The sequence below is a fragment of the Thermoactinomyces mirandus genome (genome assembly GCF_013868055.1).
Taxonomy (GTDB): domain Bacteria; phylum Bacillota; class Bacilli; order Thermoactinomycetales; family Thermoactinomycetaceae; genus Thermoactinomyces; species Thermoactinomyces mirandus.
In genome coordinates, this window is the sequence record NZ_JACEOL010000031.1 from 1 (window position 1) to 14,372 (window position 14,372).

General features: G+C 47.9%; 16 protein-coding genes and 1 tRNA gene. All 17 read left to right on the top strand.

Annotated features, from left to right (window positions below):
* The first annotated feature begins 183 nt into the window (after positions 1-183).
* The 17 genes from folE to trpB all read left to right on the top strand — a co-directional run bounded on the left by folE (position 184) and on the right by trpB (position 14,360).
* Positions 184-747, top strand: a complete 564-nt coding sequence (folE, locus tag H2C83_RS09695) for a GTP cyclohydrolase I FolE (RefSeq protein ID WP_181740197.1) — start codon at positions 184-186, stop codon at positions 745-747.
* 80 nt (positions 748-827) lie between these two features.
* Positions 828-904 (top strand) — tRNA-Pro (locus tag H2C83_RS09700).
* Between the two features lie 105 nt (positions 905-1,009).
* On the top strand, positions 1,010-1,231 hold the full coding sequence (gene mtrB / locus H2C83_RS09705) for a trp RNA-binding attenuation protein MtrB (protein WP_181740199.1): 222 nt from the start codon (positions 1,010-1,012) through the stop codon (positions 1,229-1,231).
* Positions 1,232-1,320: 89 nt separating this feature from the next.
* Positions 1,321-1,839, top strand: a complete 519-nt coding sequence (locus H2C83_RS09710; RefSeq protein ID WP_181740201.1) for a hypothetical protein — start codon at positions 1,321-1,323, stop codon at positions 1,837-1,839.
* 73 nt (positions 1,840-1,912) lie between these two features.
* Positions 1,913-2,647: a heptaprenyl diphosphate synthase component 1 gene (locus tag H2C83_RS09715; protein ID WP_181740203.1), complete on the top strand. Its 735-nt coding sequence runs from the start codon at positions 1,913-1,915 to the stop codon at positions 2,645-2,647.
* Positions 2,644-3,369, top strand: coding sequence for a demethylmenaquinone methyltransferase (locus H2C83_RS09720; RefSeq protein WP_181740205.1), 726 nt, complete (start codon positions 2,644-2,646; stop codon positions 3,367-3,369). The genes H2C83_RS09715 and H2C83_RS09720 overlap by 4 nt, the downstream gene beginning before the upstream one ends.
* A 20-nt stretch (positions 3,370-3,389) precedes the next feature.
* Positions 3,390-4,256: a UbiA-like polyprenyltransferase gene (locus H2C83_RS09725; protein ID WP_181740326.1), complete on the top strand. Its 867-nt coding sequence runs from the start codon at positions 3,390-3,392 to the stop codon at positions 4,254-4,256.
* Positions 4,253-4,846 (top strand): UbiX family flavin prenyltransferase, encoded by a 594-nt coding sequence (locus H2C83_RS09730; protein WP_181740207.1) that lies wholly within the window; start codon positions 4,253-4,255, stop codon positions 4,844-4,846. The genes H2C83_RS09725 and H2C83_RS09730 overlap by 4 nt, the downstream gene beginning before the upstream one ends.
* 159 nt (positions 4,847-5,005) lie before the next feature.
* Positions 5,006-5,977, top strand: coding sequence for a polyprenyl synthetase family protein (locus tag H2C83_RS09735; RefSeq protein WP_181740209.1), 972 nt, complete (start codon positions 5,006-5,008; stop codon positions 5,975-5,977).
* Between the two features lie 120 nt (positions 5,978-6,097).
* Complete coding sequence (gene ndk / locus H2C83_RS09740; RefSeq protein WP_181740211.1) at positions 6,098-6,541, top strand: nucleoside-diphosphate kinase; 444 nt, start codon at positions 6,098-6,100, stop codon at positions 6,539-6,541.
* A 134-nt stretch (positions 6,542-6,675) separates the two neighbouring features.
* A complete protein-coding gene (gene aroC, locus H2C83_RS09745) occupies positions 6,676-7,836 on the top strand; it encodes a chorismate synthase (protein ID WP_181740213.1) in 1,161 nt (386 codons plus the stop codon).
* A complete protein-coding gene (gene aroB, locus H2C83_RS09750; RefSeq protein WP_181740215.1) occupies positions 7,836-8,930 on the top strand; it encodes a 3-dehydroquinate synthase in 1,095 nt (364 codons plus the stop codon). The genes aroC and aroB overlap by 1 nt, the downstream gene beginning before the upstream one ends.
* Before the next feature lie 275 nt (positions 8,931-9,205).
* A complete protein-coding gene (gene trpE, locus H2C83_RS09755) occupies positions 9,206-10,720 on the top strand; it encodes an anthranilate synthase component I (RefSeq protein ID WP_181740217.1) in 1,515 nt (504 codons plus the stop codon).
* Complete coding sequence (trpD, locus tag H2C83_RS09760) at positions 10,717-11,742, top strand: anthranilate phosphoribosyltransferase (protein ID WP_181740219.1); 1,026 nt, start codon at positions 10,717-10,719, stop codon at positions 11,740-11,742. Before trpE ends, trpD begins: the two co-directional genes overlap by 4 nt.
* Complete coding sequence (trpC, locus tag H2C83_RS09765; RefSeq protein ID WP_181740221.1) at positions 11,732-12,514, top strand: indole-3-glycerol phosphate synthase TrpC; 783 nt, start codon at positions 11,732-11,734, stop codon at positions 12,512-12,514. Before trpD ends, trpC begins: the two co-directional genes overlap by 11 nt.
* Positions 12,511-13,170, top strand: a complete 660-nt coding sequence (locus tag H2C83_RS09770) for a phosphoribosylanthranilate isomerase (protein ID WP_181740223.1) — start codon at positions 12,511-12,513, stop codon at positions 13,168-13,170. Before trpC ends, H2C83_RS09770 begins: the two co-directional genes overlap by 4 nt.
* Positions 13,158-14,360, top strand: coding sequence for a tryptophan synthase subunit beta (gene trpB, locus H2C83_RS09775; RefSeq protein WP_181740225.1), 1,203 nt, complete (start codon positions 13,158-13,160; stop codon positions 14,358-14,360). The genes H2C83_RS09770 and trpB overlap by 13 nt, the downstream gene beginning before the upstream one ends.
* Positions 14,361-14,372: the final 12 nt, after the last annotated feature.

Sequence of the window (14,372 nt, forward strand, 5' to 3'; positions counted from 1 at the left end):
AAAAGGGCTTGGGGTTGTATGTTTCGGGATAATTAGCCGGACAGAAAAGGCTGTTGACAAAACAAGGTCAACAGCCTTGGCCTCTTCCAAGAGGTCTTTTTGTTTCGCCGGATTGTGGTATAATGGACTCCAAGTCGTGAGATCAGATGGAATAGGACTTTGCCTGTGGATGGAGGAACATAAATGGTAGACCGCCACAAAATTGAAAAAGCAGTACGTATGATTCTGGAAGCGATTGGTGAAGATCCGGACCGTGAAGGTTTAATAGATACGCCGGCGCGTGTTGCGCGCATGTATGAAGAAATCTTTGTTGGTTTGAATGAAGATCCCAAAAAACATTTTTCGGTCATCTTTAGTGAAGATCATGAGGAATTGGTATTAGTCAAGGATATTCCTTTTTTCTCAACCTGCGAACATCATCTGGTTCCTTTTTTCGGGAAAGCCCATGTTGGTTACATTCCCCGTGGAGGAAAGGTGACAGGGCTCAGCAAACTGGCCCGTGCCATTGAGACGGTAGCAAGAAGGCCCCAGTTGCAAGAGCGGATTACATCAACGGTAGCTGATTCGATTGTTGAAACGCTGGACCCATATGGCGTAATCGTGGTGATCGAGGCAGAGCATATGTGCATGACGATGCGCGGTGTAAAAAAACCGGGTTCCAAGACAGTCACTTCGGCTGTAAGGGGAATTTTTGCCGAGGATGCTGCTGCACGCGCCGAAGCGATGAGTTTGATCAGTCTAAAATAAAAAAAGTTACCTCTTGACATGATTTTAAGCCCGTAATATAATGTTAATTGTCGCTGGCAAGATAACATGAATGATTTCAACGGGCTATGGCGCAGCTTGGTAGCGCGCTTGCATGGGGCGCAAGAGGTCGTCAGTTCAAATCTGGCTAGCCCGACCAACAGCAAGACTCTTCCTCTTGGGAGAGTCTTTTTTATTGGAATGACAGAGAAAAGAACCGTGGTAAAATAAAGTTGATTTTCATCATCCTGAGGAGGGATTAAGATTGAAGGAAGTCTGGGGTGATTATGTGTTAATCAAGGCGAAGGAAAATGGAGTAAACGTGATCGGGTTAACGAGAGGAAAAGATACCCGTTTCCATCATTCGGAGAAGCTGGACCGGGGAGAAGTGATGATTGCGCAGTTTACGGAAAATACATCTGCCATAAAGATTCGCGGCAAAGCAACGATCATGACCAGTTTTGGGACAATTGACACCGATGAATAGAAAGACAGCCCTGAACAAAAGCGCATATTTGCATGTTTCCCCGCTGTTTTTTATAAAATGGTATCAGCGATTTAAAAGGGGGAAGCAGGGTGGAGGCTTTTGTTGTACGAATACTTGCAGCCGTGCTGGCAGCGACTCTTTTGGCGGTCGTGGTATCCGTGCTTCCGGAGCTGTCGGCAAACCGGAACGGGCAAGGCGAGCATTTGCCGGTATTCAAGGATGAGTCAACCATGAAGTTGACCAGGGAGCGCGTGGTAGATTTTATCCTGGACCAGGAAATTCAAATGTCGCTTAAGCGCATTGATTTTTATAATTATAAAGTATTTTTGGAACTGGATTCTGCCGGATTGGCAAAACCAGCTGTCAGCAAAGAACTGGTCCGGATCATTTGCCGGATGTTAGAGCAAACAGAAAATGTTGGGGAGGTACAGGTACTCGTTCATGCTATATCTGGCGAAAGCCTGCTGGTTGAAGCAAAAAAAAGCGATTTGCAGGGAAAAGGTTTAAAACTGCTGAAAGCGCTATCGGACGAGGAAATACTGGAGCAAGTGTTTAAAACTACATGGTTTTCCTCTCATACTCATTCAAATGAGGGAAAACAATGGTAGAATGCCTATCTTTACAAAAAGTATGGTATACTATTCGCAGCGCTTGAATCAGCCTCATTGGGGGAACAATTTTATGGCATTCATACATAATGAAGCATTAATTCGATTGATTACACAAATTCGAAATAGTGTAGAGAACCGGTATGTCAGTGAAACAATGGGGGAAGTGCAAATCCCGGTTTTTTTTGTGCAAGTTTTGTATTGGCTTTTAAATGAACGGCAAGAGGAGACAAAAAAGGTTGAATTGTATATCATCGCGTCCACTTTGTTGAAAATGGGAATCGATATGCATGAACAGATTCGGGTGAATCCCCGGCATGATGATGAGCGATTGCAGCAACTTGCCATTTTGAGCGGGGATCATTACAGCAGCCTGTTTTATCTGCATCTGGCCGGACAGCATGAAGTGGAAGGGATTCGCTATTTGTCAGATGCTATTTGCCGGATTAATGAATGGAAAATGTCTTTGCATGCGCTGAGAAATGGAGAAGGGTTTTCAGACCCGAAAAAAGCCTGGTGTTATTTTGAAAAAATTTCGTCCGGATTGGTTGCGGCATTGGCCGATTTTTTTCATGTGGAAGATGAAATCAGGATTCTGGCCGCTGCAGCCCTTGTCGCTCTTTTTGATGCGGACCGGTTGGCCGGATTGTACCTGAAGGACCATGAAGTGTGGCTCGATGAAATACTTGAAAAGAAATCATTTCTCAAAGAGGCATGCGATCAGCTGGATGATCCTGTCCTAAAATCTTTATTGCAGGAATTGCCGCAATTTGAACCAGTTGTATTGAAAGAGAGTGATGGAGTTTGAAACCTGAAGGTGAGGCAAAATCCAAATTCGTACATCAAGTGTTTGAAAGTATTGCCAAGGATTATGACCGTATGAATTCCCTGCTCAGTTTTTGCATGCATAAACTGTGGCGCAGGTTTGCCATGAAAAAGATGCACGTTGGGCCTGGCGACAATGCCATTGATGTATGTTGCGGAACCTGTGACTGGACCATTTCATTGGCACGCGCATCAGAGTCTGGCCGCATTGTCGGGCTTGACTTCAGCAAAAAAATGCTGAAGGTTGGAGAAATGAAAGTGGCACGGGAGAACTTGTCCCGCCAGATTGAACTTGTACAGGGAGACGCCATGAATTTGCCCTTTCCGGACAATACTTTTGATCATGCGACGATTGGATTTGCCTTGCGCAATGTTCCCGATCTTGTGCAGGTTCTCAAAGAAATGAAGCGGGTTGTCAAGCCTGGAGGCCAAGTGGTATCTCTGGAATTATCCAAACCGGGTTGGCCTCCTTTCCGTGCAATTTATTATTTCTATTTTAAACGGATTTTGCCCTGGCTGGGCAAATTGTTTGCCAACCGTTATGAACAGTACAGATGGCTGCCTGAATCGCTCGTACACTTTCCCGATTACAAAGAGCTGGAAAGCTTGATGAAAGAGGAAGTCGACCTGGAAAATGTTGAGGTGTACCCGCTGACTGGTGGCATTACAGCCCTTCATATCGGACGCAAACCAAAAGAGGAATAAAGAAGGAAGATGGTTTGATGATGGGATGGAACAAATTGAAGATTGTTTTGGAAATGATTAAATTTGAACATACCATTTTCGCCTTGCCATTTGCCTATTTGGGGGCTATTTTGGGGAGCCTGGAGGTGAGAGAGGTTTTTCCCGCCTGGAAAGAAATCGGTTGGATTACTTTGGCCATGGTTGGTGCACGCAGCGCGGCGATGTCTTTGAATCGCCTGATTGACCGGCAGATCGACGCAAAAAATCCGCGAACCAGAAACCGTGCCATTCCGGCTGGTCTGGTGTCCACCACGTTTGTATGGGGATTTGTGTTTGTTTCGTTTGCATTACTCTTTTTTTCCGCATACCAGTTAAATATGCTGGCAGTTTACTTATTGCCGGTTGCTGTATTTTTTTTGTGGATTTATTCCTATACCAAGCGTTTTACCTGGACATGCCATTTCTTTTTGGGAATCGCCACCGCACTGGGACCGTTGGGAGGCTGGGTGGCAACCACGGCTCAGATCGATGTGCTGTCGCTGATCCTTTTTGCCACCGTTGCCTTGTGGATTGGCGGGTTTGATGTGATTTATGCCTGTCAGGATGTGGAATTTGACCGAAAGGAATCCCTTTATTCTATTCCTGCACGATTTGGGGTGAAAAAAGCCCTGCTTATCTCAAGCCTGATGCATGTCGGAACAGCAGCAGGGCTGATTGCGCTGCTGCTGCTTTTGAACCTGGGGCTCTGGTTTGGGATTGGTGTAGCGATTGCGCTGATCATTCTCGTCTATGAACATGCTATTGTATCCGAAAACGATCTGTCCCGGCTGAATACGGCTTTTTTCACCATGAACGGGGTATTGAGCATGATTATATTTACTTTTACTCTACTGGATGTGTTTTTATGAACAAGAAGCGAATCGTCATAGGAATAACCGGGGCAAGCGGAGCTCCGTATGGACTGTGCCTGCTGGAAGAATGTCTCAGGCAGGGACATGAAGTTCACCTGTTGGTGAGCGAAGCCGGATGGCGTGTATTAAAGGAAGAACAAGGATGGGAAGTGCAGAAGCGGGAACAGCTTTTTTATAACCGATACAAGCATCTGGAGGGAACCCTTCTTTTTCATCCTTTAAAGGATATCGGCGCCAGCATTGCTTCGGGTTCCTTCCAATGTGATGGCATGGTTATTATTCCCTGTTCAATGGGGACCATGGCGAGGATCGCACAGGGGATTTCCGGCAACCTGATGGAGCGGACGGCCGATGTCATGTTGAAAGAAAAAAAACCTCTCGTGATTGTTCCAAGAGAGACGCCCCTGTCGGCAATTCATTTGGAAAATATGTTGAAACTGGCCCAATATGGCGCCAGCATTGTTCCGGCCATGCCTGCCTTTTACCACCAGCCGCAGACCATTGAAGATATGGTGCGGTTTGTGGCCGGCAAAGTGTTAGACCAGTTACACATCGATCATCAGCTTTACCGGCGCTGGTCCACATAAATGTCAAGGATTTTGTGATGAATGTGAAGAATAAAACAGTTAGATCTTTGAACCTTTTCCTGAACCATGGATGGGGAACGGGAAGAGGGAAGGTGATACGAAATAAAGAGAACTGTATACTTGGCTCTGTAGAGCTTGGCATACGTTAGGGTGAAGATCATGAGCTTGCAACAGATTTATTATAACTTGAAAAATGATCTTAAATGGATCGAACGAGAGCTGGAAAAAGCGATCAAAACGGAACATCAGGTATTAAATGATTCATCTGCCCATTTGCTGAAAGCGGGCGGAAAAAGGATGCGCCCCATCTTTGTACTTTTGTCAGGCCGGTTCGGTCAATACAAACGGGAAGAACTGAAGCGGGTTGCCGTAGGTTTGGAACTGATCCATATGGCAACACTGGTTCATGATGATGTCATTGATGACGCGGACACACGCAGGGGCAAGTCTACGGTAAAATCGGAATGGGATAACAAAATTGCCATGTATACGGGAGATTTCATATTTGCACGGGCGCTTACGGAATTGTCACACCTGAAGGAGCCACGTGTGCACCCGATTTTGGCGGCCGCAATGCGACAGGTTTGCCTTGGCGAAATTGACCAGATCGAGGATCTGTATTCAGAGAGACAGTCTCTGTATCGTTATTTGCACCGGATTAAACGGAAAACCGCCTTGCTGATGTCGATCAGCTGCCAGCTGGGCGCAATGGTCAGCGAAGCGAAACCAAAATATATTGCGCGGCTCAAGGCATACGGCTACTATGTCGGTATGGCTTTTCAACTGACCGATGATGTCCTGGATTTTGTGGGCGATGAGAAAACATTGGGCAAACCGGCCGGAAATGATTTGCGGCAAGGAAACATTACCTTGCCTGTCATTTATGCATTGAGTCAGGCTGACGAAAGAGAACGTGCGATGATCCTTGCTTATCTGCGGTCGCAAGGCGAAGACGGACTATTGGAAGAAATATTGCAGCTGGTGCGGCAAAAAGGCGGGATTGAGTATACGCTTGACTTGTCCAAACGCTATATGGAAAAAGCGATGCGCAGCCTGACAGAATTGCCGACATGCTATGAACGGGAATCATTACGGCTGATTTCTGAATTTATTGTTCAACGTTCCTATTAGCCATAAATCCTGACTCCATGGTTGCGATTACATTTTAAACTTGTTAGAATTTTTCTTGTTACTTTCCCGTTTTAACTTGTGAATAGTACTCTACATATCGTTAAAATGGAGGCTGACCTTATGGAAAAAACATTCATTATGGTAAAACCGGATGGTGTGCAACGCGGATTGATTGGTGATGTGGTTTCCCGTTTTGAAAAGAAAGGATATCAGCTGGTCGGTGCAAAACTGATAACCGTGTCCCGTGATCTGGCCGAACAACATTATGCAGAACATAAAGAAAAGCCGTTTTTTGGCGAATTGGTTGACTTTATTACTTCCGGTCCGGTTTTTGCGATGGTATGGCAAGGGCAAAACATTATAGCGACAGCCCGCCAAATGATGGGGAAAACCAATCCGTCTGACGCATTGCCCGGAACAATCCGCGGTGATTATGGAGTAAATGTTTCCATGAATATCGTACACGGGTCCGATTCTCCGGAAAGCGCTGAGCGGGAAATCGCTTTATGGTTTGAGAAATCGGAATTGAACAATTACGAGAAAACGATCAATCGCTGGATTTGACTGTGGAAAAGGCATGGCCCGCGAGCTGTGCCTCTTTTATTTTGAGAAGCCTCTCCTCACTTTGAATAATCTGTGTTATCATTACTAACAAATTTTTATTTGTTTTTAGCTTAGCAGAGGAGAGAAGATGAGCAATGAGATATCTTACAGCCGGAGAATCACATGGTCCGCAATTAACCGTAATTATTGAGGGAATCCCTAGTCAATTGCATATTGATAAGGAAAAGATCGATCGTGAGCTGGCCAGACGGCAAAAAGGCTATGGCCGGGGGCGCCGGATGCAAATCGAAAAAGATCAGGTGAAAATATTGTCGGGCGTCAGATTCGGCCGGACAACTGGAGCTCCGGTCACTTTGGTCATAGAAAACCGCGATTACAGTCATTGGAAAAATGTAATGAGTGTTGATTCTGCCTTTGAAGAGGCAGAAAAACGCAGGATTTCCTGCCCCAGGCCGGGACATGCCGATTTGAATGGAGCCATCAAATACCGGCATCGAGACATGCGTGACGTACTTGAACGTTCAAGTGCCAGGGAAACTGCGGCGCGCGTGGCCGCCGGAGCTGTCGCCCGTCTTCTTCTGGAAGAATGCGGAATCGATGTCGCAGGCCATGTCTTACAGATCGGAGATGTTGCCGCGAAGCCTGTCCAGTTATCCTTGCAGGAAATAAAAGAACGGTCGGAATTGTCACCGGTTCGTTGCCTTGATAAGGATGCCGAAAAACAGATGATGGCACGAATTGACCAGGCCAGGGAAGAGGGAGATTCCTTGGGCGGTGTGGTGGAGACGATTGTGGCAGGCGTACCGGTTGGCCTGGGCAGCCACGTACACTGGGATCGCAAGCTGGATGCGAGAATTGCGCAAGCGGTTGTCAGTATCAATGCTTTTAAAGGAGTCGAATTTGGTCTCGGGTTCGAAGCGGCCGGACTGAATGGTTCAGAAGTGCACGATGAGATCATGTGGTCAAGGAAACGTGGTTTTTACCGCCGTACCAACCGTTTGGGGGGACTGGAAGGCGGAATGACAACAGGCGAGCCAATCGTCGTGCGTGGAGCAATGAAACCGATCCCTACACTTTACAAGCCTTTACAGAGTGTGGATATTGAGACCAAACAGCCGTTTCAGGCAAGCATCGAACGTTCAGACAGCTGTGCTGTGCCCGCTGCCAGTGTCGTTATGGAAAATGTGGTGGCATGGGAAATAGCCCAGGCATTGGTTGAAAAGTTTTCCAGTGATACCATGAATGAAATGGTGGAGCAGCTAAAACAGTATCGGGAAAGAGTGGTAGACTTCTGATGAAAACTTTGACAGTTTATGTAAAGGATCAGCCGTATCCCATCTACATAGGAGAAGGCTTGTTGGAACAATTGCCGGCTTTGCTTCGGGAATACCAGATCGAAACAGATCGCAAACTGATGATCGTAACCGATTCCAATTTGGCCCCGCTTTATGGAGAGAAGCTCAAAAACCGGCTGGTTCGTGCCGGATATGCCACCGGGTTTGCCATAATGGAAGCCGGAGAAAAAAGCAAGAATTTGCATGTGTTTGAACAATTGGTCGGCGAATGCCTGCGATTTGGCCTGGATCGCCAAAGCATCATTCTTGCTCTGGGAGGAGGGGTTGTTGGGGATATGGCGGGATTTCTGGCCGCCAGCTATATGCGGGGAATCCCGTTTATCCAGTTGCCGACCACCCTTTTGGCTCATGACAGTAGTGTGGGTGGAAAGGTTGCCGTAAACCATCCGCTGGGCAAAAATTATATCGGTGCTTTTCACCAGCCGCTGATGGTGGTGTTTGATGTCCGGTGTCTAAAGACACTCCCCCTCAGACAGTGGCGTTCAGGAATGGCCGAAGTGATCAAGCACGGGTTTATCTGGGATGAATCCTTTGCAAAATGGCTGGATGATCACCGCAATGAACTGTTTGCCGTTGACAGTGAAGCAGCCGTGGAAGCCATTTATCGCGGATGTGAAATCAAGGCTGCTGTCGTTGCACAAGATGAGCGGGAAACGGGAATCCGTGCCATTTTAAACTATGGACATACGATCGGTCATGCACTGGAGGCTGTTTCCAGGTATCAGGTTTATACGCATGGCGAAGCGGTTTCCATAGGCATGGCCGGTGCTGCCCGGTTAAGCGCAAAAGTTTTGGGAACCGGTTTGGATGTAGTACATTATACCGAACAGTTGCTGGAGGCTTTTGAATTGCCGGTTGCCTCCACCCGTTCATGGTCTGTTCCGGCCATGCTGGACGCAATGAAACGGGATAAAAAGGTAAAACAGGACAAATATGTGTTTGTGTTGGCGAAAGCCCTTGGTGAGGTGAAAATCGTCAGTGATATTCCGGAAACAGAGATCAGGGACGTGCTCGGTGAACTGGTCCCGAATTGAGCCTGGGCGTCCATGTGCACAAAGCAGAAAGATTTTTTGTTGACAGATCACTTTTACTTCGATAAAGTCAAAAGTGAGATGAGTTAAGTTTTTTTCAAGTTTAGTGATTGGTCAATGAGCTGAGTCTAGAAGAGAATGGATATAGCTGAGCTGAGCAGAGTAGAGGCTGAAAAAAGTCCATGAAAAACAGCCAAAGCAATCCTGCTTTGGTTTTTTATATTTCCTCTACCTTACCGCTGTATCCTTCTCTCTTCACCTGTCGAGGAGGGATTTTTTTGATTTACCCCACACGGGAAAATGTGTTGACTCTCAGAAAAAAGTATTCCATGATTCCCCTTTGCCAAAGGGTTTTGGCAGATACCGAAACACCCATCAGTCTTTATGATCGCGTAAAGGATCAGCCGTATTCGTTCTTGCTGGAGAGTGTGGAAGGAGGCAAGCGGTGGTCCCGGTATTCGTTTGTCGGGTCAGATCCTTTTTTTATTGTAAAGGGAAAAGGAGAAAAGCTTGTTATGACTGAGCGTGACAAGGGAAGCCGGGTCGTGACCGAAGAGCCTTTTTCGTTTCTGGCTTCCAGGCTGGAACAGTATCGCTCGCCTTCGTACAAGGGTTTTCCCCCTTTTTTGGGAGGAGCGGTAGGATATGCCGGATATGAAATGGTCCGGTATATCGAGCCAGCCCGGCCGATAACAAAACCTGAGTCAATCTGCCTGGATGACGATTTTCACTTTATGTTTGTCGATCAGTTGCTGGTCTTTGACCATTTGAAACAGGAAGTGGTTTTTGTTTGCCATCTTCATGTCTCCCCGGAAATGTCCGATTCCGAGGTTGAACAGGCTTATTACCAGACAGCCCGGCACTTGAAAAAATGGGCATCCGAATTTTTGTTAGTACCGGTTTCCGTGCCGCCGTTGTTTCTGGGGAAAGGAAAGGTTACGGGACAGGAAGTCCAGGCAAACATTGACAAAAACAGGTATATGCAAATGGTCGAAAAAGCAAAGGAGTATATTCGTAAAGGAGATATTTTCCAGGTAGTGCTTTCCCGCCGGCTTACATGGGAACCGGCGCCGCCACCGTTTGAAGTTTATCGGGCATTGCGCGTATTAAACCCTTCTCCGTATATGTATTATTTGCGGTTGGGAAATGAGACGGTTGTCGGCAGTTCACCGGAACTGTTGGTGCGTGTGACTGACTCGGTGGCAGAAACGTGTCCGATTGCGGGCTCCAGGCCGCGTGGCAAGGATGAAAGGGAAGACCAGGCATTGATCGATGAATTGATCCATGATGAAAAAGAACGTGCCGAACACGTGATGCTGGTGGATCTTGGGCGCAATGACCTGGGACGGGTTGCAAAATATGGAACGGTTAAAGTGACCGATTTTATGAAAATTGAGAAATATTCCCATATTATGCACCTTGTCTCCAGGGTAAGCGGAAAATTGATGGCTGAAAAGAAAGAGTTGGACGCATTCAAGGCCTGTTTCCCGGCTGGAACTTTGTCGGGGGCGCCAAAGGTGCGGGCGATGGAAATCATTTGTGAACTGGAACCGACACCGCGGGGAATATATGGGGGAGCCATCGGCTATTTCAGTTTTGGCGGGAATCTGGACAGCTGCATAGCAATCCGGACCATAGTGTTTCGTGACGGGAAGGCATGGGTTCAATCCGGGGGCGGTATTGTAGCCGATTCTGATCCCGAGGCGGAGTTTATGGAATCATGGAGCAAGGCACTCGGCATGTTGAAGGCACTTGCGATGGTGAGCGATAAAAAGGTGGAGGAGTATGTATGATGAAATCCATTTTGCAAAAAGTGATTGACGGACAAGACCTGTTGCAGATAGAGGCGTACCGGGTCATGAAGGAAATGATGGATGGAAACATATCCTCTGCCCAAATGGCAAGTTTTTTGACAGCTTTGCGAATGAAGGGGGAAACGGTGGACGAACTGATTGGATTGGCCAAAGGGGTTTGTGACCAGTCCGCTCCCATAAAATATCGTTTTGACCAGGCTGTTGATACTTGCGGAACAGGCGGCGATGGAGGAAAAACCTTTAATATTTCCACGGCTGCGGCCATTGTTGCGGCTGCGGCAGGAGTTCCCGTCATCAAACATGGGAACAGGGCCGTTTCCAGCAAAAGTGGCAGTGCCGATGTTTTGGAAGCATTAAACATGAACATTCATCTGAAACAGGATGAAGCGGCCCGGTTAATGGAAAAAACCGGACTCTGTTTCCTGTATGCCCCTTTATACCATCAGGCGATGAAACATGTCATGCCTACGAGAACCGAGCTCGGTTTTCGCACCTGCTTCAATTTGTTGGGCCCGTTAACCAATCCGGCCAGGGTCAAGGTTCAGCTGTTGGGTGTTTATGATGTCCGGTTAACCGAGAAGGTGGCTTATGTGCTGGCTGAACTGGGTGTGGAACGCGCTTTGGTGGCAGCTGGCCTGGACGGTCTGGATGAGATTACCGTTACGGACGCAACCCGAATCAGTGAGTTAAAAGATGGTGAAGTTCGGACTTATGAGGTAACGCCGGAGTCTTTGGGAGTTTCCCGTTCTCCCCTTGCAGAAATCCGGGGAGGTTCAGCTCCGGAAAACGCGCGAATCATTGAACAGATTTTGCAGGGCAAACCCGGAGCTCCCGCCGATATTGTGAGTGTCAATGCCGGTGCCGTTCTATATCTTTCAGACAGGGCAAGCTCGCTGGCTGAAGGAACCTGTTATGCAAAGGAAATCATTCAGTCCGGGATGGCGAAGAAGCAATTGCGCAAAGTGGTTGAGGCTTCCAAGGAGGTTTCTTATGTTTCTTGAACGGATTGCAGAGACGAAACGGAAAGAGGTTGCCGAACTTGTCCATAAAATGACCCCTGAAGACTGGGAACGGGCCTGTGCCTTTCCCAAAGGCCTGTCTCTGAAGGATGCGATATTGAATCGAGGATCGGTTTCCGTGATCGCAGAGGTAAAAAAGGCTTCTCCTTCCAAAGGGGTAATCGTTGGCGAAGTGGATCCGGTCAAGGTGGCTGAGGGATATGAACGCGGGGGAGCCGCAGCGATATCTGTGCTGACTGACGCAACCTATTTTCATGGCAGTGCCGATTTTTTGGTGAATGTGAAGCAAGCCATCAAATTACCGGTTCTTCGCAAAGATTTTATCATCGATGAACGGCAGGTCCTGGAGAGCAAATTGATGGGGGCTGATGCCATTCTGTTAATTGTTGCCCTGTTAAATAAGGAACAGTTGCAGCAATTGACCGAGACTGCACATCGCCTGGGGCTGGAAGTTCTCGTGGAAATCCATGAAAAAAAGGAAATACCGCTCGCATTGGCGTGTGAAGCGGACGTACTTGGGATCAATAATCGCAATCTGCACACCTTTGCGACAGATATATCAAATACGGAACGGTTGAGGCCGCTTTTGCCCAAGGACCGGCCGGTAATTGGAGAGAGCGGTGTGTTGTCCCTTGAGGATGCCAGGCGGATGCAGCAGGCAGGAGTACAGGGGATTTTGGTAGGCGAGTATCTGATGCGCCAGGAGGACCCGATGAAAGCTGTTCGGGAGTTGTGTGGGGGATTAAGCCGATGAAGCGTCCGTTTGTAAAGTTTTGCGGTTTCAGGCGGGCAGAAGATGTTCAATTGGCAAGCCGCCTTCCGGTTGATGCGCTGGGCTTTATTCTTGTTCCAGGCAGAAGGAGAACGGTTACGCGTGAAGATTTGCCTGATTTGATCCGATATGTGTCTCCTGCACAGATGGCAATCGGGGTGTTGCAAAACCCAACCTGGGAAGAAGTGAAAAGCTGGCTCAAGCTCGTACCGTTTTCAGGCATTCAATTGCATGGAGAAGAATCGGCCGCGTTCTGCCGGAAACTGAAATCCACTTTTTCTGTTCATGTGACAAAAGTGATTCACATTCAGGAACAGGCCGATCCGATGGAAGAACTGGAAGTTTACAGACCTTGGGTGGATGCCATCCTGTTGGACAAAGAGGCAGGAAACATCAGGGGAGGGACCGGACAATCATTTGCTTGGGACAGCATTCCTTCATGGAAGGAGTCCTGCCGGAAGGCAGAGATTCCGTTGTGGATTGCCGGCGGGATTAACGAAGCCAATGTAGTTGATTTAATTAAGCATTACCAGCCGGATGGCATCGATGTGTCAAGCGGAATCGAAAAAAATCAGCAAAAAGATGGCGCGACCATGCGACTTTTCATAGAAAGGGTGGAAAAAGCATGTCAACAGTAAATGAGAAAATTGCCAGCCACAGGAATTCGTGGAGATTCGGTGATTTTGGAGGACGTTTTGTTCCAGAAACAACGATGAATGCCCTGATTGATCTGGAAGCCGGATTTACGGGAGCCATGAGCGATCCTTCCTTTAAAGAGGAATTGAGCCATTGGCTGAAAAATTATTCCGGGCGCCCTACGGCCCTGACATTTGCAAAGAGACTGACCGAATATGCCGGAGGAGCAAAGATTTACTTGAAAAGGGAAGATTTGAATCATACCGGCGCCCATAAGATCAACAACGCCCTGGGTCAGGCGCTTTTGGCCAAACGGATGGGCAAAACCAAACTGATTGCCGAAACGGGAGCCGGTCAACATGGTGTGGCGACAGCAACCGTGGCTGCCTTGTTCGGGCTGGATTGTGAAATCTTCATGGGAGAAGAAGATGTCAAAAGGCAACAGCTGAATGTGTTTCGGATGGAACTTTTGGGAGCCAGGGTGGTTCCGGTCAAGTCAGGAACCCGGACTTTAAAGGATGCAACCAATGAGGCGCTTAGAAGATGGGTGGCCGAAATTGATCATACTTTTTATCTGATCGGTTCGGCGGTCGGGCCGCATCCCTATCCGTTGATGGTGAAGGAATTCCAGCGTGTAATCAGTGAAGAAGCACGGGAACAGATATTGAAACGCGAAAATCGCCTTCCAACCGATGTCGTTGCCTGTGTGGGAGGAGGAAGTAATGCGATCGGGGTGTTTGCCGCTTTCCTGGAAGACAGGGAAGTGCGCCTGCATGGGGTAGAAGCTGCAGGCAGAGGATTGTCAACAGGGTTGCATGCGGCTTCGCTGAGCAAAGGAGAACCCGGTGTGCTGCATGGCATGTACAGTTATTTTCTGCAGGATAAACATGGACAGGTGACGCCGGCTCACTCCATTTCCGCGGGACTGGATTATCCGGGAGTAGGTCCGGAACACGCCTATCTGCATGAAACTGGACGTGTTCGTTATACGGCGGTGACTGACCAGGAAGCGATTGAAGCGGTAAAACTGCTTTGTCAGACTGAAGGAATATTGCCTGCCCTGGAATCGGCCCATGCGATCTGGGAAGGGGTACAACTGGCCAGACAGAGAGAGTCGCAAGATCTGGTTCTGATTAATTTGTCCGGCCGCGGCGATAAAGATGTTGAAACCATTCACAAAGCACTAGGATAAGAGGTGAAAAGG